This is a genomic window from Rhodovulum sp. P5, from assembly GCF_002079305.1.
Taxonomy (GTDB): Bacteria; Pseudomonadota; Alphaproteobacteria; order Rhodobacterales; family Rhodobacteraceae; genus Rhodovulum.
This window is the reverse complement of sequence record NZ_CP015039.1, coordinates 148324-170130: the sequence shown is the minus strand read 5'-3', so window position 1 is coordinate 170130 and position 21807 is coordinate 148324. Positions and strand designations below refer to the sequence as shown.

Annotated in this window: 18 protein-coding genes and 1 pseudogene; 10 read left to right on the top strand and 9 right to left on the bottom strand. The window is 64.6% G+C overall.

The window, feature by feature from the left end:
- Positions 1-357 precede the first annotated feature (357 nt).
- Positions 358-1746 carry a diguanylate cyclase gene (locus tag RGUI_RS00850; RefSeq protein WP_081531321.1) on the top strand — a complete coding sequence of 463 codons (1389 nt, stop codon included), beginning with the start codon at positions 358-360 and terminating at the stop codon, positions 1744-1746.
- Positions 1747-1823: 77 nt separating this feature from the next.
- On the opposite strand, the gene tsf is transcribed toward RGUI_RS00850, so the two are convergent.
- Positions 1824-2705, bottom strand: a complete 882-nt coding sequence (tsf, locus tag RGUI_RS00845) for a translation elongation factor Ts (protein ID WP_081531320.1) — start codon at positions 2703-2705, stop codon at positions 1824-1826.
- An 82-nt stretch (positions 2706-2787) separates the two neighbouring features.
- The gene (rpsB, locus tag RGUI_RS00840) at positions 2788-3567 is read right to left on the bottom strand and encodes a 30S ribosomal protein S2 (RefSeq protein ID WP_081531319.1); all 780 of its coding nucleotides are present in this window, start codon (positions 3565-3567) and stop codon (positions 2788-2790) included.
- 226 nt (positions 3568-3793) lie between these two features.
- Here rpsB and RGUI_RS00835 point away from each other — a divergent pair, with 226 nt between their 5' ends.
- The 3 genes from RGUI_RS00835 to RGUI_RS00825 all read left to right on the top strand — a co-directional run bounded on the left by RGUI_RS00835 (position 3794) and on the right by RGUI_RS00825 (position 6507).
- Positions 3794-4684, top strand: coding sequence for a PfkB family carbohydrate kinase (locus tag RGUI_RS00835; protein WP_081531318.1), 891 nt, complete (start codon positions 3794-3796; stop codon positions 4682-4684).
- The gene (locus RGUI_RS00830; RefSeq protein WP_172841048.1) at positions 4684-5580 is read left to right on the top strand and encodes a pseudouridine-5'-phosphate glycosidase; all 897 of its coding nucleotides are present in this window, start codon (positions 4684-4686) and stop codon (positions 5578-5580) included. The genes RGUI_RS00835 and RGUI_RS00830 overlap by 1 nt, the downstream gene beginning before the upstream one ends.
- 171 nt (positions 5581-5751) lie before the next feature.
- Positions 5752-6507, top strand: coding sequence for a DUF502 domain-containing protein (locus RGUI_RS00825; protein ID WP_081531316.1), 756 nt, complete (start codon positions 5752-5754; stop codon positions 6505-6507).
- Between the two features lie 81 nt (positions 6508-6588).
- Here the strand turns inward: RGUI_RS00825 and RGUI_RS00820 are convergent, their stop codons facing one another.
- Genes RGUI_RS00820 through RGUI_RS00810 form a run of 3 tightly spaced genes read right to left on the bottom strand, consistent with a single transcriptional unit; the run spans position 6589 to position 8770 of the window.
- Positions 6589-7659 (bottom strand): patatin-like phospholipase family protein, encoded by a 1071-nt coding sequence (locus RGUI_RS00820; RefSeq protein WP_081531315.1) that lies wholly within the window; start codon positions 7657-7659, stop codon positions 6589-6591.
- Positions 7656-8000 carry a pentapeptide repeat-containing protein gene (locus RGUI_RS00815; protein ID WP_081531314.1) on the bottom strand — a complete coding sequence of 115 codons (345 nt, stop codon included), beginning with the start codon at positions 7998-8000 and terminating at the stop codon, positions 7656-7658. Before RGUI_RS00815 ends, RGUI_RS00820 begins: the two co-directional genes overlap by 4 nt.
- Complete coding sequence (locus RGUI_RS00810) at positions 7997-8770, bottom strand: 3-hydroxybutyrate dehydrogenase (protein WP_081531313.1); 774 nt, start codon at positions 8768-8770, stop codon at positions 7997-7999. Before RGUI_RS00810 ends, RGUI_RS00815 begins: the two co-directional genes overlap by 4 nt.
- 320 nt (positions 8771-9090) lie before the next feature.
- Between RGUI_RS00810 and RGUI_RS00805 the strand changes: the two are divergent.
- Positions 9091-10907: pseudogene (locus RGUI_RS00805) on the top strand (extracellular solute-binding protein).
- A 21-nt stretch (positions 10908-10928) separates the two neighbouring features.
- On the opposite strand, the gene RGUI_RS00800 reads toward RGUI_RS00805, so the two are convergent.
- Entirely contained in the window at positions 10929-11666 is a 738-nt protein-coding gene (locus RGUI_RS00800) for a dienelactone hydrolase family protein (protein ID WP_081531312.1), read from the bottom strand.
- Positions 11667-11795: 129 nt separating this feature from the next.
- Positions 11796-12419 carry a helix-turn-helix domain-containing protein gene (locus RGUI_RS00795; RefSeq protein ID WP_081531311.1) on the bottom strand — a complete coding sequence of 208 codons (624 nt, stop codon included), beginning with the start codon at positions 12417-12419 and terminating at the stop codon, positions 11796-11798.
- Positions 12420-12479: 60 nt separating this feature from the next.
- Here RGUI_RS00795 and RGUI_RS00790 point away from each other — a divergent pair, with 60 nt between their 5' ends.
- The 3 genes from RGUI_RS00790 to RGUI_RS00780 all read left to right on the top strand — a co-directional run bounded on the left by RGUI_RS00790 (position 12480) and on the right by RGUI_RS00780 (position 15973).
- Entirely contained in the window at positions 12480-14009 is a 1530-nt protein-coding gene (locus RGUI_RS00790) for a class I adenylate-forming enzyme family protein (RefSeq protein WP_081531310.1), read from the top strand.
- The gene (locus tag RGUI_RS00785) at positions 13996-14646 is read left to right on the top strand and encodes a DsbA family protein (RefSeq protein WP_081531309.1); all 651 of its coding nucleotides are present in this window, start codon (positions 13996-13998) and stop codon (positions 14644-14646) included. The genes RGUI_RS00790 and RGUI_RS00785 overlap by 14 nt, the downstream gene beginning before the upstream one ends.
- A gap of 130 nt (positions 14647-14776) precedes the next feature.
- Positions 14777-15973, top strand: coding sequence for a multidrug effflux MFS transporter (locus RGUI_RS00780; protein WP_081531308.1), 1197 nt, complete (start codon positions 14777-14779; stop codon positions 15971-15973).
- A 4-nt stretch (positions 15974-15977) separates the two neighbouring features.
- Here RGUI_RS00780 and mfd read toward each other — a convergent pair whose 3' ends face one another.
- Both mfd and RGUI_RS00770 read right to left on the bottom strand, forming a co-directional pair.
- Positions 15978-19424 carry a transcription-repair coupling factor gene (mfd, locus tag RGUI_RS00775; RefSeq protein ID WP_081531307.1) on the bottom strand — a complete coding sequence of 1149 codons (3447 nt, stop codon included), beginning with the start codon at positions 19422-19424 and terminating at the stop codon, positions 15978-15980.
- A 32-nt stretch (positions 19425-19456) separates the two neighbouring features.
- Positions 19457-19984, bottom strand: a complete 528-nt coding sequence (locus RGUI_RS00770; RefSeq protein ID WP_371587066.1) for a component of SufBCD complex — start codon at positions 19982-19984, stop codon at positions 19457-19459.
- 107 nt (positions 19985-20091) lie between these two features.
- Here RGUI_RS00770 and hemB point away from each other — a divergent pair, with 107 nt between their 5' ends.
- Both hemB and RGUI_RS00760 read left to right on the top strand, forming a co-directional pair.
- Positions 20092-21093 carry a porphobilinogen synthase gene (hemB, locus tag RGUI_RS00765; protein ID WP_081531306.1) on the top strand — a complete coding sequence of 334 codons (1002 nt, stop codon included), beginning with the start codon at positions 20092-20094 and terminating at the stop codon, positions 21091-21093.
- A gap of 121 nt (positions 21094-21214) precedes the next feature.
- Entirely contained in the window at positions 21215-21790 is a 576-nt protein-coding gene (locus RGUI_RS00760; protein ID WP_081531305.1) for a YSC84-related protein, read from the top strand.
- The last annotated feature ends 17 nt before the right edge of the window (positions 21791-21807 follow it).

Sequence of the window (21807 nt, the reverse complement as noted above, 5' to 3'; positions counted from 1 at the left end):
CATGGTTAGGATTTCCTTACTACGGAGTTGGGATTTCCTGACTTACGCAACGGCACCCAAAAAGGCACATTAGACGTGTTCCGTGAGTGGTGGCCTAAGGCCATGGAGCAGCGGCCAGATCGAACCTCGCCATTTCGTAGGCGGTCTGGCCGATCCGGGTTTCCGGGCTGGGACCTTGCTGCGCATAGTCGGCGGCGAGGTCCCTTCTTTTACCCGCCACACTCCGGCCTGCGCGTCCCATAGCATGATGTGTTGCGAGCCCGTTTACACGCAACGGGCACCGCACGGTGCCATAGGGGCTTCGTTACCGGCCAGTGCAAACATGCCGCAAACGAAAATGCACAGGCATGACCCGCTATGTCCCAGTCTTCCCCTCCGATTCCGTCGCCACATGCGCTGCAGATCTTCGGCCTTGCCATCCTTGTCGTCGTTGCAGCCGGAACCGTTCACAACTTCCTGATCTCGGGCGAAGGCGCGTCGGCCTCGCTCCACCCCATTTCGGCATTCGGCTACGCCGCGCTTGGCCTCGGTCTGATCTTCCACGAATGGATCAGGCGCGGAACATGGATATGGCCCCTTGTCAGCGGCACCATCGTCCTTGTGTCGCTGCAAAAGCTGTCCGAAGTGTTCATCCCCGGTTGGTTCCAGGTTCTCAACGCGCCGATCTTTCTGAACTGGAAAAGTGCTGCGGGCTTCAACAGCACGTTCTCGATCGGCACGGCGATCGCGCTTGTCTCCCTGCATATGAGTTTCAATCTGGCCCGGCAGGTGCGGTCCGTGGCGCTTCTGTTCCTCGGCATTGCCACGGCGGGAACCCTGTTCAACCTCCTGTCCCTTTCCTTCCAGCTTATCCTTTGGACCGGCGATCTCTCGCAGTTCTCGCTTGCGGCGATGATGTTCGGTTCGGCCGCGATGACCTATGCGCTGCGCAACGCCGCGCTGATGCGTCCGCTTTTCTCGCATGCCCCTTACGGTTTCTTCACGCGTACGCTTGTGGTCGGGGCCATCCTCGTTCCGTGGATTTCGGGTGCGTTTTACGTGCGCAACGCCCAGATCAACCCCGAGGATCTGTTCGGTCTGCAACTGGCCTTTGCCCTGATCGGATGGATCATGCTGGCGCTGGTCCTGATCATCGGCCATGCGATGGAGGGATGGAGTTCCGCCCTGAAACGGGCAATCCGGAATGACCCGCTGATCCGGCTGAGAACGCGCCAGGGTCTGTCTGAATCGTTCAAGCAAGTCACCGATCACCAAGGGGTCATCCTGTTCGACCTCGACAATTTCGAAACGTTCAGCGAGATCCACGGCTACGAACTCGGCAACCAGGTCATGCGCGACATTGCCCGCGGGACGTCAAGCAGCCTGCGCCACGGCGACATTCTTGCGCGTTGGGGCGGCACACAGTTCCTTGCGGTGCTGCCGGTGCCGAACGAGGATGGCCTGATGGTCGCGGCGGAGCGTCTGCGGGCCCTGGTGGAATCCCTGAACCCAGAGACCATCGGGTCGAACGAACCCCGGATCACGGCGTCCTTCGGTGTCAGCATGGTGCAGGCCAAGGAAACCAATATCGACGGCGCCGCCGAACGCGCGGAAGAGGCGCTCTTCGCAGCCAAGGCACTGGGTCAGAACCGGGTGGTGCGCGCATCATCCCTGCCGATCAACGACCGGGACATTACGCTCGACAAACCGCTGCTGACTGCGCCGAAACCGGAAATGACGATGCGGCATGAGGAAGACCCCTACTGACATCGCCATGGCCGAAAGACAAAATGACGGCGCCGCCCGAAGGCGGCGCCGAAATGATTTGGGAATGGCCGAAGGGCTCAGCCTTGGGCAGCCTTGGCAACCTCGGCGGCGAAGTCTTCTTCTTCCTTTTCGATCCCCTCGCCCACCTCAAGCCGGACAAAGCCGGTGATCGTCGCGCCGGCGTCCTTGGCGGCCTGTTCGACGGTCACATCCGGGTTTACCACGAAGGCTTGGTTCAGCAGGGTGATTTCCGAGAGGAATTTCTTCATCCGGCCCTCGATCATCTTCTCGATGACCTGCTCGGGTTTGCCGCTTTCACGGGCGATGTCCATCTGGACCTGACGTTCCTTCTCGACGACGGCGGGGTCGAGTGCGTCAGCGTTCAGAGCCTGCGGACGCGGGTCGGCGGCGGCCACGTGCATGGCGACCTGCTTGCCGAAGGCCTCGTCGCCGCCGGTCATCGCCACCAGCACGCCGATCTTGCCCATTCCGGGCGCGGCTGCGTTGTGGACGTAGTACACGACCTGATCGCCCTCAAGCGCGGCCATGCGGCGCAGGGTCATGTTCTCGCCGATGGTCGCGATCTTGTCGGTCAGCGTGTCGGCGACGGTCTTGCCACCCAGATCGGCAGCCTTCAGCGCCTCGATATCGTCGACGCCGAGCGCCGCCTTGGCGATGCCGGACACCATCTCCTGGAACTCGCCATTCTTGGCGACGAAGTCGGTTTCCGAGTTCACCTCGACCGCGACGCCCTTGCCACCATCGACAACGACGGCAACAAGGCCCTCGGCCGCGGTGCGGCCCGATTTCTTGGCGGCCTTGGCCAGACCCTTGGTGCGCAGCCAATCGACGGCCGCTTCCATGTCGCCATCGGTTTCGGTCAGCGCCTTCTTGGCGTCCATCATGCCCGCGCCGGTCTTGTCGCGCAGTTCCTTCACCAAAGCAGCGGTGATTGCCATTGTCGGCTCTCCTCGATTTCAAATGGGATGGGGCGCGCTTTATCCGCACCCCATGTCAATTCGGTGACAAGGCTGGAGGCGCTCAGGCCTCTTCGGTGGTTGCCCCGGCCTCTGCCAGCAGTTCCTCGGCCGGGGTTTCCTCCAGCGCGCCAAGGTCAACGCCCGCGGCATCCATCTGAGCGGTCATGCCGTCAAGTGCGGCACGGCTGGCCAGATCGCAGTACAGGCCAATGGCGCGCGCGGCGTCGTCGTTGCCGGGGATGACATAGTCCACACCCTCGGGCGAGCAGTTGGTGTCGACAACGGCCACGACCGGGATACCCAGTTTGCGGGCTTCGGCGATGGCGAGGTCTTCCTTGTTCACGTCGATGATGAACAGCAGGTCCGGCAGGCCGCCCATTTCGCGGATACCGCCGAGGGACGCTTGCAGTTTGGCCTGCTCCCGCTCCATGCCAAGGCGTTCTTTCTTGGTCAGGCCTTCGGCACCGCCGGCCATCTGCTCGTCGATTTCGTTCAGACGCTTGATCGACTGGGAGACGGTCTTCCAGTTCGTCAGCGTGCCACCCAGCCAGCGGTGGTTCATGTAGTACTGCGCACAGCGTTCAGCGGCGTCTGCGATCGGCTTTTGCGCCTGGCGCTTGGTGCCAACGAACAGGATGCGCCCGCCCTTGGCCACGGTTTCGCGGATCACGTTCAGCGCCTGATCCAGCATCGGGACGGTCTGCGTCAGGTCGAGAATGTGAATGCCGTTGCGGTCACCGTAGATATAGGGACCCATGCGGGGGTTCCACCGTTGGGTCTGGTGGCCGAAGTGCACGCCAGCTTCAAGCAGCTGACGCATGGAAAACTCGGGGAGCGCCATGTCGTTTCCTTTCCGGTTTGCGCCTCTGGCGGGGTATCAAGGGCAGTTGCCCAACCGGCGGACCGATACGGGATGTCTCCCCGCATGGCCCAACCCCACCTGTCGAAGTGGCGGTGCCATTACAGCCTTTCGCAACAGGATACAAGCCCCCTGCCCCGAAACTTGGAACGATCCGCCGCGCCGCTTTCGCTTGCGCCCTTCCCTGACCGGGTTAAACACTGCCGCCATGAACGCTGCTCCTGACATTTTATGCGTCGGTGCTATTCTCTGGGACGTGATTGGCCGCGCCAACCGCGTGATGGGTCTCGGCGATGACGTGCCCGGCCGGATCACGCGCCGACCCGGCGGGGTTGCGTTGAACGTGGCCGTCGTTCTGGCGCGCAGTGGGCTGAACCCCGCGGTGCTCGGCGCAGTCGGGCGCGATGTGGAAGGCGATGCATTGCTGGCCGCCTGTTCCGCGATGGGGGTCGATACCCGCCATGTGTTCCGGTCGCCGGACCATCCCACCGATATCTACATGGCCGTCGAGGCAGAGCAGGGCCTGGTGGCTGCAATCGCCGATGCCGCCGGGTTGGAGGCGGCGGGGCCCGCCATCCTGGCCCCCCTGATCGACGGCCCCCTGGGGCGGACGGACGCCCCCTTTGACGGGATCGTCGCCATCGACGGCAATCTGCCGCCGGCGCTTCTGTCCGACATCGCGCAGCACCCCGCCTTTGCCGCCGCCGATCTGCGCATCTCGCCCGCAAGCCCCGGCAAGGCAGAACGGATCGCCCATCTGATGGGGCATCCGCGCGCGACCGTCTATGTCAACCGGGCCGAGGCAGGGCTGATTGCCGGCCGGGCGTTCGGCGATGCGTCAGAGGCGGCCCGCACGCTGATTGCGTCCGGCGTTGCACGGGCCATCGTGACCGATGGCGGGCGGCCGACCGTATTTGCCACCGCGGATGGTTGCATCTCGCAAACCCCGCCGCCGGTGGCCGTGGCCCATGTCACCGGTGCGGGCGATACGCTGATGGCGGCCCATATCGTGGCCGAACGGGCCGGGGCCTCGCGTGACGAGGCGCTGACCGCGGCGCTTCGGGCCGCGGCAAAGCATATCTCGACGGTGCCGGCCTGATGTCCGCCCCGATGATGCTGTCAGACGAGGTCAGCGCGGCACAGCGCGACGGGCGGCCGGTCGTCGCGCTGGAAAGCACCATCATCACCCACGGGATGCCGTGGCCGGACAACCTTGAAACCGCCCGCATGGTGGAGGACGAGGTGCGCGCCGCCGGGGCTGTGCCTGCGACCATCGCCGTCATGGGCGGAGCAGTCCGTATCGGGTTACCCCCGGACGATCTTGAACGCCTCGCCCGGGCCGATACTGTGGCCAAGCTCAGCCGCGCGGATCTTGCCGCTGCCGTCGCCGGTGGATGGACCGGGGCCACCACTGTCGCCGCGACGATGATCTGCGCGCATCTGGCAGGGATCGATGTCTTTGCCACGGGCGGCATCGGCGGCGTGCATCGCGGGGCGGAGGACAGCTTCGACATCTCTGCCGATCTGCACGAACTGGCCCGAACGCCCGTCACAGTCGTTGCCGCCGGGGCCAAGGCGATCCTCGATCTGCCGAAGACGCTTGAAGTGCTGGAAACCCTCGGCGTGCCGGTCATCGGCTACCGGACCGATGACTTCCCGGCCTTCTGGTCACGCCGTTCCGGTTTGGCAGTTCCCTTGCGCATGGACACACCCGGGCAGATCGCAGCGGCGCATCGCATGCGGGCCGCGCTTGGCCTCGGCGGCGGTCAGCTTGTGGCCAACCCGATTCCGGAAACCGACGAGATTTCCGAAAGCGAGATTGCACCCCTGATCGAACAGGCGATCCGCGACACCGCTGGCGTCAGCGCAAAGGATGTCACCCCCGCCCTACTGGCACGAATCTATGACCTGACCGAGGGTCGGTCCCTGACCGCAAATATTGCCCTTGTGCGAAACAATGCCCGGCTTGCGGCCGCGATTGCCGCCGCGCTCTGACCCACCCGGCAAATGGCCCGGCGCCGAAACGCCCAAGCCGCGGGCAGCTTTCCGCCGGAACGCCTGTGCACTGGGCCGCGCGCTGCGAAAATCACCCCTACCGCCCCTGTGCGCTATTGTAGCAGCAGGGTCCTCCGCCTAGCTATGGTCGGCAGAAGGGAACCGGGCAAAATGCATCAAGACGACGATCATTTCGATCATGACATTGCAGCGAATGAAGCGCATCAACGCAGCGCTGCGCGCGGTATTTTCGCGCGCCTGCGCAACAATTTCCTCGCGGGCATGGTGGTCATCGCGCCGGTCGGCCTGACCGTCTGGCTGATCTGGACCGTGACGGGCTGGATCGACGGCGTCGTGCTGCCCATCGTGCCCGACAGGTTCCAGCCGGAACAGTATATCGGCATCGATATCCGCGGCCTCGGCGTCATCTTCTTCCTGCTGTTCACGCTGATCGTGGGCTGGATCGCCAAGGGCATGGTCGGCCGGTCCTTCATCGGCTGGGGCGAGCGCGTGGTTGACCGCATGCCGGTGATCCGGTCGGTCTATAACGGGCTGAAGCAGATCGCCGAGACGGTCTTTCACCAGACCGAAACGAGCTTCGACAAGGCGTGCCTTGTGGAGTATCCGCGCAAGGGCATCTGGGCCGTGGCCTTTATCTCTACCCGGGCCCGGGGCGAGATCAACCGACGCATCCCCCGCGACGACCAGATGATGGCCGTCTTTCTGCCGACCACGCCAAACCCGACCTCGGGCTTTTTGTTGTTCGTGCCGAAGGCCGACGTGATCGAACTGGACATGAGCGTGGAAGATGCGGCCAAGCTGGTGATCTCGGCCGGTCTTGTCGCACCGGACGAAAAGGTCGTGCCCGCCCCCGGTGCGTTGCAAGAGGCCGCGCGCCTGAAAGCGGATCGCAAGAAGAGTGCCTGAGGCGGGGTCAGGGCCCCGCCCCTGATCGGCCTTGCCGCGCCGCCTCTCCCCATCTCGGTGACAGGCCGGATAGACCCTTTTTCACCCCGCCTGCGCGGTTCGATAGCAGAGCGTGTCCAGATCCAGCGTGCTTTCTCGCGTAAGACGCGGCTTGATCTCTTGCAGGAACCTGTCGCCGGCGGCGCGCCCGGCCTCTTTCAACCGGTACAGGATCACGGGGCTTGCGACGATCTTGGTCGCCACGCTCAGGTCGCGCATCATGTCGTCATCGGCGATCATGTGGACGAGGATTTCCTTCATCGACCCGCGTTCCAACTGCCCTGACGCGATCAGGTCCTTTACCATCTTCAGCCCCTGCAATTCCCGCAGCAGCGAGGAATTGAAGCTGATCTCGTTGATCCGGTTCTGGATGTCCTGCGCCGTCACCGGCACGCCGGGCCGGTCCAGCGGGTTGATATGGACGATCACGATATCCTTGGGCAGATCCGGGTCGAACAGCGGAAAGAGCGCCGGGTTGGCCGCATAGCCGCCGTCCCAATAGGCAGAGATTTCCCCGGTCTCGGGGTTCGTCGTCTCCACCGCCTGAAACAGCGTCGGCAGACAGGCCGAGGCCAGGATCGCATCGGTCGTGATCTTGTCGCCATGGAAAATCTGGATCTTGCCGGTCGTCACATTGGTGGCCCCGACATAAAAGGCCGGCCCGCTGCGGTGGCACACCTGATCATAGTGGAACTGCGCAACGATCCGCTCCAGCGGGTTGCGGTAGAACGGGCCATAGGCATAGGGGCTGATCATGCGCGAGGCCGCCTCGGTGAACGAAAACGGCAGCGAGTATTCCATCAACCGGCTGATCGTCCCAGACCCGGGCGTCACCGTGGCCAGCCAGTTCGCGATGCGCATATCGCCAATGGCGCCGACCTGTTCCCACAACCAGTCCAGGTTTTCGCGCGCGGCCTCTCGCCCCCCGGCCAACAGCCCCGCCTTCAGCGCCGCACCGTTCAAGGCCCCGGCCGAGGTGCCGGAGACCGCCGCGATCTCGATCTCCTCGTCCTGAAGGATCCGGTCCAGCACGCCCCAGGTGAAGGCGCCATGCGCACCCCCACCCTGAAGCGCCAGGCTGATCCGTTTGACAGAGGTCTTGCGGCCGGTCATTCGCTGCCCTTCGATCTGTCCCAAAGCGCGATCAGATCGCTTACCCTGATCCCGTCGATCGTCATGTCGGTGATATTGGCGTTGCTGATCGCGAGCCCCGTGAGATCGGCGTGGTCGATCGTTGCATCGGCAAGGCAGACATCGTGAAAGCGCGCGCCTTTCAGGTTTGCATTTTCAATCTGCAAACCGGCGGCATTCACGTCGTCAAGGCGAAACCCCTCAAGCACCGAATCCCGCACCTGCCCACGCCCAAGATTGACCCGCGTAAAGCGCGACCCGCAGAGATACATGTTGTCGATCTCCAACCGGTCGCGCCCGGCTTCACGGTCTTCCTCGCTCACAACGCGGTCCAGCCGCCATCGACGCTGATCGTGGTGCCGGTGATCTGGTCCGCCGCAGGAGAGCACAGGAACACCACCGTGCCGCCCAGTTCCTCGACCGTGGCGAATTGTTTCGAGGGCTGCCGTTCCAGCAAAACCTTCTCGATCACCTCGTCACGCTCCATCCCGTATTTTTCCATCGTATCGGGGATTTGCGCCTCTACCAGCGGGGTCAGCACATAGCCCGGGCAGATCGCGTTCGCGGTGATCGGCTCCCGCGCGGTCTCAAGGGCAACGGTCTTGGTCATGCCAACGATGCCGTGCTTGGCCGAAACATAGGCCGACTTGTAGGGAGAGGCCGTCAGCCCGTGGGCAGACGCGATGTTGACCACCCGGCCCCACCCCGCCTTGCGCATCACCGGCAGCGCGGCCGCGGTTGTATGAAAGGCCGAGGACAGGTTGATCGCGATGATTGCGTCCCATTTCTCAACGGGAAACTCGTCGATGGCGGCGACATGCTGGATCCCGGCATTGTTCACCAGGATATCGCAAACCCCGGCCTTCTCGATCAGCGCGCGGCACTCGTCCCCCTTGGACATGTCAGCCTTGATGTAGCGGGCCGAGACACCGTGTTCCTTGGCCATGTCTTCGGCCAGCTTGTGGTCTTCGTCCCGGTCCGTGAAGGAGTTGAGGACGACATTGGCCCCCGCCTTCGCCAGTTCATGGGCCACACCCAACCCGATCCCTGAATTCGACCCGGTGATAACGGCGGTTTTCCCGGCAAGCGACATCTCGCACCTCCTGCATTTCGGCTTGTTGAGAATACAATACGCCGCAGCGCGGCGTTGGCCATGCCTTCCGCGCGTCTGACACGGAAATTTCAAATGCCGAGATGGGAAAGACGGGCCCCCGGACGGGGCAGAAAAAAACGCCCGCACAAGGCGGGCGTTAAGTTATTGAGGCAGGTTTCATACAGGCAAGAAACCTATCGAGCAGTGTCTTAGTTATACGCGTTCGGGGGCCGAGGTCCAAGCTAAAAGTTTGAAAAACCAGCGCCTCGGCCCTAGGCTCGCGGCCAAGAAAACAACGAGGCCGCAGGACTGTTGCCGATATGAGACTGATATTCTCCGCCCCGGCCCGCGCTTTGCGGGCCGCGCTGACGGGCCTCTTGTTCACGGGATTCGCACAGGCCGAACCCACCCATGGCATCGCTATGTATGGCAGCCCTGCCCTGCCACCGGATTTTGTGTCCCTTCCCTACGTCAACCCTGACGCGCCCAAGGGCGGACGGATCACGCTGGGGGAGACTGGCGGCTTCGATAGCCTCAACCCCTTCATCCTTAAGGGTAACGCACCGTGGGGCCTTCGCCTTTACGGGTACGAAAGCCTGATGGGCCGTTCGTGGGATGAGCCTTTCACGCTCTACGGTCTGCTGGCCGAATCCGTGTCGACGGGCCGAATCGAGACTGGGTTGAATTCACCCTGCGGGCGGAGGCCGCGTTTTCGGACGGCACGCCGGTGACGGTCGAGGACGTCCTTTGGTCGTTCCGGACGCTCGGCGAACAGGGCCATCCACGCTATCGCGGTGCATGGGCAAAGGTGGCGACGGCCACGGCCACCGGCCCGCGCAGCGTGCGCTTCACCTTCAACACCGCCGACCGCGAACTGCCGCTGATCCTCGGCCTGCGCCCGATCCTGAAAAAGGCGCAGTGGGAGGGGCGGGATTTCGCGCAAAGCGGGCTGGAGGCCCCGATCGGCACCGGCCCCTATGTCATCGCGGACTATGAACCCGGCCGTTATCTTACGCTCAGGCGCGATCCCGACTACTGGGGTCGGGATCTGCCCTTCAATCGTGGGCAGAACAATCTTGACGAAATCCGGTATGAGTATTTCGGCGACGGCGATGTCCTGTTCGAGGCGTTTCGGGGTGGGGTCACCGATGTCTACCGCGAAGCCAACGCCGCAAAGTGGGACAGCGCCTATGATTTTCCGGCGGTCGCGTCGGGCGACATCGTCAAGGCGGAAATCCCGCATCAGCGTCCCTCGGGCATCCACGGGCTGGTGATGAACACCCGCCGCCCCGTCTTCGCCGACTGGCGGGTGCGGGACGCGCTGATCCATGCCTTCAACTTCGAGTTCATCAACGCCACCCTGACCGGCGGCACCCAGCCACGCATCAGGTCGTATTTTTCGAACTCGGCGCTTGGCATGCGCGACGGCCCGGCGGAGGGGCGGGTGCGCGCCCTGCTGGCCCCCTATGCCGACAGCCTGCTGCCCGGCGCGATGGAGGGCTATGCCCTGCCCGTGTCCGACGGTCGCCCCTCCAACCGCAAGAACCTGCGCAAGGCGTTTGCACAGCTTGAGGCAGCGGGCTGGACGGTGGCCAGCGACGGTGTGCTGCGCAATGCCCAAGGCGCGCCCTTCACCTTTGACATCCTGCTGAGGCAGGGCGAAACCGAACGGCAAAAGATCGTGGACATCTTTGTCGAGGGGCTGAAGCGGCTGGGCATAGCACCCCGGATCACGCTGGTCGACAGCGCGCAATATACCCAGCGCACCGATGCCTATGACTTCGACATGACGTTCTATATCCGCGCCCTGTCCCTGTCCCCCGGCAATGAGCAGCGGCTTTACTGGGGCGCGGAGGGTGTCACCGAGCCCGGCACCCGCAACTGGATGGGCATGGCCAGCCCCGCCGCCGATGCGATGATCGACGCGATCCTGACGGCAGAGACACATGACGATTTCATCGCGGCCACCCGCGCGCTCGACCGGGTGCTGACCACCGGGCGCTACGTGATCCCGATCTGGTATTCGCCGGTGTCGCGCCTCGCCTATCGCAAGCGGCTGCACTATCCCGAAACCCTGCCGATCTATGGCGACTGGACCGGGTTCCTGCCCGATATCTGGTGGGCGGAGCCGGAGTGAGCGGCCCCACCAAACCGTATCTCACCCACCCAGGCGCTCCTTCAGAAAGCCGGTGAAGGCGTCCCAGCTTTGCCGGTCCGCGACCTCGCGATAGCGGTCCGATCCGAAGACCGTAAAGGCATGGGGCGCGCCGGAATAGATCTCGATCTCATAGGGCGTTCCGGCCGCTTCCAGTTCCCCGACCAGCCCTGCCACATCGGTCATCTTCACCGACGAATCCGCACCGCCATGCAGGATCAGCAGCGGCGGTTCGCCCCCGTCCCAGCCTTGGCCCTCTGGTGTGGACAGACCGCCGTGAAAACTGGCAAAGCCCACCGCATCGTCGGCCATGTCGCTGCGGGCCATCTCCAGCGTTACGGCGCCGCCGAAGCAATAGCCTGCCGTGATCATCCCCTGGGCCGAGGACAGGGCCCGTGCCTGATCGCTGCCCGCCTTGATCAGGGCCCGCATCCGTGCGCGATCCCTGTAAAGCGCCCCTGTAGCCGCGCGCCGGTCGTCGACAGTGGCCGTGGGCGTGCCGTCCCCGAACATGTCCAGCGCAAAGGCGTCATAGCCAAGCTCTGCCAGCATGTCTGCGCGCTTGCGTTCATAGTCGGTCATGCCGTCCCAGTCATGGACGATCAGGACAAGCCCCTTGGGGTCCGCGGCAGCCGCGAAGTAGCCGGTGAAGGATACACCCCCGACGTCATAGGGGACGTCCTCGGCGCGGGCCGGACCAGCGGCCAAAGCGACCGCGCATGACAGCGCAAGATACTTCATGGGTTCTCCCTTTCATGGACACAGGTTCCGTTGGCCGACCTTTGGCCGGTCAGGCGCGCGGGTTCTGTGCCCGCGTTCGTGGCTGTTGAATTAGCTGCACCCGGAACACCGGCAAGCCCGGCGTCGATCTTACTCCAGCGCAGTCACCCACAGAACCGTCGCATCGTCGTCACTGACCGAAACGACGTTGTGGCCCATCGTGGCGTCGTAATAGGCGCTGTCGCCGCGGCGCATTTCCACGGCGGCGTAGAACTCGGTGTAAAGCCGCACGACGCCGGTCAGGACGTACATGAACTCCTCGCCCTCATGGCGGACCCATCCGTCGAATTCCGCCACGTCCCGGGCGCGCACGCGGGTGCGATAGGGCATCATCCGCTTGCGGGCCAGCGCCCCGGCCATCAATTCGTGCTCATAGGTCGCCGTGGCATGGGCCGCGCCCTCGCCCGTTCGGGTGACGGCCATCCGGCCCCCGGCCCGGGCATTGCGCGTGGGGGTGAAAAGCTGCGGCACCGACACGCCCAGACCGGTCGCCAGTTTCTTCAGCGCGTCATAGGTGGGCGACATCAGGTCGTTTTCGATCTTGGACAACGTCGATCGCGCCAGCCCGGCCTCTTTCGCGGCCTGTTCCAGCGTCAAGCCCTTTTCGGTCCGCAACTCGCGCACGCGCTGGCCAAGGTCCAAAGGCTCGGCCGGTTCCGGCTCACCCTCTGCCCGCGCGATGCGGATCAGGCTGTGTTCGCTGTCCTCTGCCATGACTTTCCGTCATAGTGCCTGCCCCTTGCAACCGCAAGGCCGCGGGGCTAGCACGCGCCCATGCAAGCCCTCTTTGATCAAGGCCCCCCGGCCCCCTGTCCCGCCCCCTTCAACCTTGCGGCCTATGTACTGGCCGCGGCCGACGCGACCCCAGAAAAGGTTGCGCTGGCCATCGTCGGCCCCCACGGCGCCGAACGGTGGAGTTATGCGCGGCTGAAGTCGGCGGTTCTGGGCCTGGCCGCGGGTCTGGGCGCCATGGGGCTGCCGCCCGGCTCTCGCATCCTGCTGCGGCTGGGCAACGGGGTGGAGTTTCCAATCGGGTTTCTGGGCGCCATCGCGGCGGGTCTCGTCCCGGTGCCGACCTCGGCGATGCTGACGGTGCCCGAGGTGACCGCCCTTGCCGCAGAGGTCGAACCTGCGGCGATCCTTGCCGGGCCCAACGTGGCCTTGCCGGAGGGATGCGCGGCCCCGGTTCTGGATGTCCACGCCCAGCGTGCGATGTACGACCATGCGCCAACAGGCTTTGACCTCGGCGACCCAGACCGGCCGGCCTATGTTGTCTATACCTCCGGCACCTCCGGCCGGCCGCGCGGGGTGATCCATGCCCATCGTGCCGTCTGGGCCCGCCGCATGATGTGGGAGGGCTGGTACGGCCTGACCGCGGACGACCGCCTGCTGCATGCCGGGGCCTTCAACTGGACCTATACGCTGGGCACCGGACTGTTAGACCCGTGGTCCATCGGGGCCACCGCGCTGATCCCGGCGCCGGGCGTGCTGCCCGCGCAATTGCCGCTGATGCTGAAACGCTTCGACGCGACACTTTTCGCTGCGGCGCCGGGCGTCTATCGCCAGATGCTGCGCGACCACCCCCATCTGGTGCTGCCCAAACTGCGCCACGGCCTGTCCGCCGGCGAGAAGATGCCAGAGGCCACCCGAAGCGCATGGGCAGAGGCCACCGGCACCAAGGTTTACGAGGCGCTGGGCATGTCGGAATGTTCCACGTTCATCTCGGGCAGCCCCACCCGGCCCGCGCCCCTGCCCGCCTCTGGCTATCCCCAAACGGGCCGGCGCATCGCCGTTCTGGGCGAGGACCTGACACCGGTTGACCGTGGCCAGCCCGGGCAGCTTGCGGTATCCCGCCGCGATCCGGGCATGATGCTGGGCTATCTGAAGGCGGAGGACGAGAGCGCCGACAGGTTCCACGGCGAATGGTTCCTGACCGGCGACATGGTAGAGATGGCCGAAGACGACGCCATCACCTATCTGGGCCGCGGCGACGACATGCTGAACGCCGGCGGCGTCCGCGTCTCCCCGCTGGAGATCGAGCGCGCCCTGCACGACCATCCCGCAGTTCACGAGGTCGCAGCGACCGAGATCGCGGTCAAGGCCGACACGACCGTCATCGCCGCCTTCTACACCGGGGAGGCAACCGACAACGAGGCGCTGCGGGCCTTTGCGGCCGAACGTCTGGCCCGGTACAAACAGCCGCGGCTTTACGTGCATCTCGACGCATTGCCGAAAAACCCCAACGGCAAGCTCAACCGCCGCCTGATCCGCGAAACCTATGAGGCCGCGCATGGTCCGGCTTGATATCTTCGCCGACCCGATCTGCCCGTGGTGCCATATCGGCAAGCGCCTGCTGGACATCGCCCTGATGGACCGGCCCGACCATCCTTTCACCATCGAATGGCATCCTTTCCAGTTGAACCCCGACATGCCGAAAGGCGGGATGGACCGGCGGACATATCTGGAGACCAAGTTCGGCGGAAAGGAAAACGCCGCCAAGGTCTATGCCGAGATCGACGAAAAGGCGCGCGAGGCCGGGCTGGAGATCGATTTCGCCGCGATCAGCCGCACGCCGAACACGCTGGACGCCCATCGGCTGATCCATTGGGCCGGGATCGAGGGGCGGCAACAACCTGTCGTCTCTTTCCTGTTCGAGGCGTATTTCCACAAGGGTCAGGATATCGGCGACCCGGCGGTTCTGACATCCGTCGCCGAGCGGGCCGAGATGGACGGCGAGATGATCGCCCGGCTGCTGGCAAGCGATGCGGATGCCGACCTGATCCGCAATCGCGACGCCCATGCCCGGCAGCGCGGGATCACCGGGGTCCCGACCTTCATCGTGGCCGACCGGCACGTGGTTGTCGGTGCGCAACCCACCACGCTTTGGCGCGACGTCATCGCAGAGCTGTCCGGCACGGCCCCCGACGCGCCGGTCCAATAGGGCCGCGTGCACCACGCCCCTGCGCAATCGCACAGAACCGAAATCGGCGGACAGGCTTTCCCCACTGGCACCGGCCTGCGTTCTGGCGCAATAGGGGACCACGAGCGATGGCGGAGAAAGGGCAGATCACATGGAAGACCGACGGCTATCGCGCACCGAATTCATCGCCATGTGCGCCCTTCTGTTCGCGACCGTGGCCTTTTCCATCGATGCGATGCTGCCCGCCCTGCCCCGGATCGGGGCGGAACTGACGCCCGACAACCTCAACCACGCCCAATTCATCATCACCAGCTTCGTGCTGGGCATCGGCGTCGGCACATTCATTGCCGGGCCGCTGTCTGACAGTTTCGGGCGCAAGCGCGTGATCCTTGGCGGGGCCGCGCTGTACCTCGTCGGCGCCTCGCTTGCGGGAACGGCGTCCTCTCTCGAACTCGTCCTGCTTGGCCGGGTGATCCAGGGGCTTGGCGCCGCGGCCCCGCGTGTGGTCGCGCTTGCCGTCGTGCGCGACCTTTACGCCGGCCGGGACATGGCCAAGATCGTTTCTTTCGTGATGATGATCTTCACGCTTTTGCCCGCCATCGCGCCGTCGATCGGGGCGATCATCATCCATTTCGTGGGCTGGCGAGGCATCTTTGGCGCCTTCCTGCTGTTTTCGCTGGTTTCCATCGCCTGGTACGCCATCCGCCAACCCGAAACCCTGCCGCCGGACCGCCGCCGCCCGCTGCGGGTTGGGCCGCTTTGGCGTGCCCTGAGAGAGGTCGTGTCCAACCCAATCGCCCGGACGGCCACTCTGGTGCAGACGCTGATCTTCTCGGTGCTGTTCATGACCCTCTCGTCGGTTCAGCAGATCTTCGACATCCATTTCGGGCGCGGCGATAGCTTTCCGCTCTGGTTCGCGTTCATCGCCGTCATTGCGGGCAGTGCCAGTTTCACCAATGCGATGCTGGTCGGCCATCTGGGGATGCGATTTCTCATTCGCACCACGCTCAGCGTTCAGGTCGTGCTGTCCGCGGTGATGTGCGGGATGCTGTGGGCCGGGCTTTGGCCGGAGTGGCTGGAATTTCCGGCCTACGTTGTCTGGTCGATCACGCTGTTCGGGATGCTTGGCCTGACGGTGGGCAACCTGAACGCGCTGGCGATGGAGCCCTTGGGCCATATCGCGGGCATGGCGGCCTCGGTCATCGGGGCGCTGGCGACGGTGGGGTCCGTCGTGCTGGCCGCGCCGGTCGGTCAGGCCTTCGACGGGACACCGCGGCCGCTGGCCACCGGGGCGTTTCTTGCGGTGACTGCGGCGCTGATCCTGATGCGGCGGGTGCCGGATCGCTGAACGCTCAGCGCGCGCCCGCCTTTACCTTCTCGGCCAGATCGCGGGCGATGGCGAAGGCGCCCTTGATCTTGTCCTTGTCGTTCGTCCAGTCGCGACGCAGGATGATCTTGTTGTCCTTGACCTTGGCCATCCCCTGCTGGGCCTGAATGAACTCCACCAGCCCCTGCGGATTGGGGAACTTGTCGTTGTGGAACTGCACGGTCGCGCCCTTGGGCCCGCCATCGAGCCGCGCGATCTTGGCCCGCTTGCACATCGCCTTGATGCGCACGACCAGAAGCAGGGTGTTGACCTCTTTCGGCAACTTGCCGAACCGGTCGATCAATTCCGCAGCGAACCCTTCCAGTTCCACTTTGGTCGTCAGGCCGGAGAGGCGCCGGTAAAGCCCAAGCCGCACGTCGAGGTCGGGCACAAACGTGTCGGGGATCAGCACAGGCACGCCAAGGTTGATCTGCGGCGACCATTCGTCGTCGGCCTCGGTCAGCCCCTCCATCTCTCCCGCCCGGATCTTGGCAATCGCCTCTTCCAGCATGGATTGGTAAAGCTCGAACCCGACCTCGCGCACATGGCCGGACTGTTCCTCGCCCACCAGGTTGCCGGCGCCGCGGATGTCCAGATCCTGGCTGGCCAGTGTGAACCCCGCGCCGAGCGTGTCGAGGCTGCCAAGCACGCGCAGCCGTTTCTGGGCCTGTGGGGTCAGCGGCGCGCGGGGTTTCGTGGTCAGATAGGCATAGGCCCGGGTCTTCGACCGCCCCACCCGTCCGCGGATCTGATAAAGCTGCGCAAGGCCGAACATGTCGGCCCGGTGCACGATCATCGTGTTAGCGGTCGGGATATCGAGACCGGATTCCACGATGGTCGTGGCCAGCAGCACATCGTATTTCCCGTCGTAAAAGGCGTTCATCCGGTCGTCGAGTTCACCCGCCGCCATCTGGCCGTGGGCCACGACAAAGGACACCTCCGGCACATGGTCGCGCAGGAACTCCTCCATCTCGGGCAGGTCCTTGATGCGCGGCACGACAAAGAAGCTTTGCCCGCCCCGGTAGTGTTCGCGCAAGAGCGCCTCGCGCACCGTCACCGCGTCGAACTCGCTGACATAGGTCCGGATCGACAGCCGGTCGACGGGCGGCGTGCCGATGATCGACAGATCGCGCACACCCGTCAGGCTCATCTGCAAGGTCCGCGGGATCGGCGTCGCCGTCAGCGTCAGGACATGGATGTCAGAGCGCATCTGCTTCAGCCGTTCCTTGTGGGACACGCCGAAATGCTGCTCTTCATCTATGATGAGAAGACCGAGGTTTTGAAACTTGATATTCTTGGCCAAAAGCGCATGGGTACCGATGCAGATATCGACCGTCCCCTCGGCAATCCCCGCCCGGGTCTTCGCCGCATCCTTTGCATTGACGAAGCGCGACAATTGCCTGACTTCCAACGGAAACCCGCGGAACCGCTCCCGGAAACTCTTGGCATGCTGGCGTGCCAGCAGGGTCGTCGGCGCAATCACCGCCACCTGCACACCTGACATCGCCGCGACAAAGGCCGCGCGCATCGCGACCTCGGTCTTTCCGAACCCCACATCGCCACAGATCAGGCGGTCCATCGGTGTGCCGCTGGCCATGTCGGTCAGCACGTCCTCGATCGCGGAGAGTTGATCGTCGGTCTCCTGGTACGGGAAACGGGCGCTGAACGCCTCCCACATGTGATGGTTCGGCTCCAGCATCGGCGCCTTGCGCAGGGCCCGTTCGGCAGCCACGCGGATCAGCTTGTCGGCGATCTCGCGGATGCGCTGTTTCAGCTTGGCCTTCTTGGCCTGCCATGCGCCCCCGCCGAGCTTGTCGAGCAGCCCTTCCTCATGCCCATATCGGCTGAGGAGTTCGATATTCTCCACCGGCAGGTAGAGCCGATCCCCGCCCGCATATTCCAGCGCCAGGCATTCATGGGGGGCACCCGCAGCGGTGATCGTCTCAAGCCCGGTATAGCGCCCGACCCCATGTTCGACATGCACCACCAGATCGCCCGGTGACAGGGTCTGGGTTTCGGTCAGGAAGTTTTCGGCCTTGGGGCGTTTCTTGGGCGCGCGGATCAGCCGGTCGCCCAGGACGTCCTGCTCGGATATCACGGTCAGGCCCGGCCCCTCGAACCCGTGTTCCAGCGCCCAGACGGTGAGGAACAGCCCAGAACGTTCGGGAATATCGCGGATATCTGCGGCCAGACGGGCATCGGTGACGCCCTCGTCCTCCATCAATCCCTTCAGGCGTTCCCGCGCCCCTTCGGAGTAGGAGGCAATGACGACGGCACCATCTTCGCGTTTTTTCTGAACATGATCCTTCAGCGAACTGAAAAGACTGACCTGTTCCAGTTTACGCTCCGGTGCGAAGTTGCGCCCGATCCGCCCGCCCGCGTCGATCACGCCCGGCCCGGTGCCCTGTGGCAGAGGCGCCAGTTGCACGACGCGATGGCCGCCGATGGCCTGTTCCCATGCGGCGTCATCAAGGTACATCAGCCCCGGCGGGCAGGGTTTGTAGACGCTGTCGATGCGGCCCTTCTGCGCCATCGCCTCGGCCCGGGTCTGGTACTGATCCTCGATCTGGTCCCAGCGGCTCAGCCGCGCGGGCGTCACCTGATCGTCAAGGTAGATCGACGCGTCGGGAAGGTAGTCGAAAAGCGTCTCCAGCCGCTCATGGAAGAACGGCAGCCAATGTTCCACGCCCGCATGTTTGCGCCCGGCGCTGACGGCCTCATACAACGGGTCGTCGGTGCCCGCCGCGCCGAACTCGATGCGATAGTTCTGACGAAAGCGGGTGATCGCGGCCTCGTCCAGAATGACCTCGGACACCGGGGCAAGCTCGACGGTCTTCAGCTTCTCGATCGTGCGCTGGGTGGCCGGGTCGAACCGGCGCGCCCCGTCCAGCACGTCGCCGAACAGATCCAGCCGCACTGGTCCGGCCTCTCCCGGCGGGTAGATATCGATGATACCGCCGCGCACCGCATAGTCGCCCGGTTCCATCACCGTCGGCGCCTGGGTAAAACCCATGCGGACAAGGAAGGTCTTCAACGCGTCTTCGTCGATCTGCCCGCCGACCTTTGCGGCAAAGGACGCGCCGCGCAGAACATCGCGCGCAGGCACCCGCTGGGTCGCGGCGTTAAGCGTGGTCAGAAGGATGAACGGCCCCGGCATACCCGCGGCCAGCGCGGCCAGCGTGGCCATCCGCGTCGCCTCGATATCCGGGTTGGGCGACACACGGTCAAAGGGCAGACAGTCCCAGCCGGGAAAATCCAGAACGACGGCGTCGGGCGCGAAAAACGCCAGGGCGGCGTGCATCGCGGCCAAACGCTTGTCATCGCGGGCGACATGGACGACCGGCTGCCCGGTACGGGCCAGTTCGCGGGCCAGAAGACGGGCGTCGAAGCCTTCCGGCGCAGCGCCGGCGGTGATGTGAAGGGGCTGGGACATGGCCGCGCTTGGTAAGCGAGGGCGCGCGCTTGTCAACCGCCAAGAACGGCGACGGACATGTTCTGCCACGTGCCCCAGATCGCCGTGACGAAAATCGCCACCACGCCGGTCACCTGAACGCCCAGCCGATGCCAGCGCAACAGGCGGTAAAGGGCCTCGCCCTCCGGCCCGTCGCGTTCTAAGCGGCGCGCGGTCCGGATCGTCCGCAGGGCGACCAGGGCCAAGGGGGCCACTAGCAGGAAGACCGCCTGACAAAGCTCCAACCCGTAGCCGAAGCCGAGGACAGCCAGAACCGACAGGCCGAACCCCGTCATGCCCGCCATCCACAGGCCCGAGACACGCAGGATCATCAGGTAGCGACGCGCATTGATCTGCACCAGATCGGCGACATCCTGCGCCGCCTGGCCGCCATGGCGCCGCGCCCGCTGCACAAGGTCATAGGGCACGCCGAGGATCCAGTGGCTGGCGGTCGACCACAGCACCGCCAGGGCGATCCAGTACCACAGGTTGGAAAAGGACCGCATATCGATCAACTCGAATATCTGCTGGTTCAGGCCCAAGGCTGCTGACTCCCCGGCTTGCGGATCCCGCTGGGACGATTCCCGCTCTTGAGATGCGGTTCGATCCGTGTAACCCAGTCGCAGAAAAGTTTGAAGGAGACCTTGTCATGCGTCCCACCGTTGCCCCCTTCCCCACTACCCGCCTGCGCCGCACCCGCCGCACCGCGCCGCTGCGCGGTCTCGTGCGGGAAAACACGCTGACCGTGGACGACCTGATCTGGCCGATCTTCATCCGCGCCGGCGAGAATATCGAGGAACCGGTGCCCTCGATGCCCGGCGTGGTGCGCCGGTCGGTCGATCTGGCGGTGAAGGCGGCGGAAGAGGCGGCAAACCTTGGCATTCCGGCGATCTGCCTGTTTCCCTACACCGACCCGTCTCTGAAGACGGAGCTGTGCGAAGAGGCCTGGAACCCCGAGAACCTGTCGAACAAGACGATCCGCGCGATCAAGGCCGCGGTGCCGGACATCGCGGTGATGACCGACATCGCGCTCGACCCCTATAACGCCAACGGGCATGACGGCATCGTGCGCGACGGGATCATCGTGAACGACGAAACCGTCGAGGCGCTGGTCAAGATGGCGCTGGCCCAGGCCGAGGCCGGGGCGGATATTCTGGGCCCGTCCGACATGATGGACGGCCGCATCGGCGCGATGCGCACCGCGCTGGAAGAGAACGGCTATCAGGACGTGACGATCATGTCCTACACCGCGAAATACGCGTCTGCCTTTTACGGGCCGTTCCGCGATGCGGTGGGGGCATCGGGTGCGCTGAAGGGCGACAAGAAGACCTATCAGATGGATCCGGCCAATTCGGATGAGGCGATGCGTCTGGTCGAACGCGACCTGATGGAAGGCGCGGACATGATCATGGTCAAACCGGGCATGCCCTATCTGGATATCTGCCGCCGTGTGAAGGACGAATTCGGCGTGCCGACCTATGCCTACCAGGTGTCGGGCGAATACGCGATGCTGATGGCCGCGGCGCAGAACGGCTGGCTCGACCGGGAAAAGGTGATGCTGGAAAGCCTGATGAGCTTCAAGCGCGCGGGCTGCGACGGGATCCTGACCTATTTCGCCCCCGAGGCGGCAAAGGTCCTGCGCGCGGGCTAAGGGGCCAGACGGGCCGCGCAATGAATTGCCGGCCCGCACCTCTCTGGATGACAGCGGGCGCGTCGATGTCTATACTTGGGGGAAACGGCTGAAAGAGCCACAACCCATGAGGCATGGAGCGATGCAGGATAACCAAAGACCGGGCGCAGTGTCCCGGCGTAATTTCCTTTTGGCCGCGGGATCGACAGCCGCGCTGGCTGGCTGCGGCAACGGGATCGGCAGCGTCGGCGCGGCCACCATCGACATGCGGGTGGACCAGACCCGCGATTTCCTGTTCAGCAAATACCCCGGCAGCCGGGAACTGGCCGCCAAGGCGCAGGGCATCCTGTGGATGCCGCTGATCACGGAGGCCGGGTTCGGCGTCGGCGGGGCATACGGGCGCGGGGCACTGCGGATCGACCGTGTCACGGTCGATTATTACTCCGCGACGCAGGCGAGCTTCGGCTTCCAGATCGGGGCACAGCAATACGCCCATGCGCTGTTCTTCATGACACCCGATGCGCTGCGTGCCTTCCGCGCCGGGATGGGATGGTCGGCCGGCGCAGACCTGAAATACGCGGTTCCCAAGGATGGCGGCTCGATTTCGGCCGACACGGTGACCGCGCTGGATCCGGTTGTCGCGCTGATCTTCGGGCAACAGGGCCTGATACTGGGTGCGTCGCTGGAAGGGACGAAATACTCCCGCATCATTCCCTGAGGCAAGGAAACCGGGGG